Genomic DNA, 263 nt, shown 5'->3' on the forward strand with positions numbered 1-263 from the left:
CCAGAATCTCCTTTCGATCCATCTCGATATCTTTCCGGATGACTATCCGGGGATTTCCTTGAGGATTTCAGTTCTTCTACCGCTGCGGGGCAGCGCCGGCGTCAGGCCTGCGTCCCAATGGTCCATTTCGCCAGTTTGCGAGATAGCGCCTTGAACACCACAAGCAAACCATGCCTGACGTAAAACAGCGATCAAGAAAACGACATGGGCGCAGCTCAAAGACGACAGTCGGCAAAGTCGCAATAGCGCTGCGTAGCGGAAAT

Annotated in this window: 1 pseudogene; it reads right to left on the reverse strand. The window is 53.6% G+C overall.

Going from position 1 to position 263, the window contains the following annotated elements:
• Positions 1-42 precede the first annotated feature (42 nt).
• A pseudogene (locus tag AF337_RS44250) lies at positions 43-263 on the reverse strand (hypothetical protein); the annotation flags it as partial.

Origin of the sequence: Rhizobium ecuadorense, from assembly GCF_001187535.1 — a bacterium.
In the GTDB taxonomy this organism is placed as follows: domain Bacteria; phylum Pseudomonadota; class Alphaproteobacteria; order Rhizobiales; family Rhizobiaceae; genus Rhizobium; species Rhizobium ecuadorense.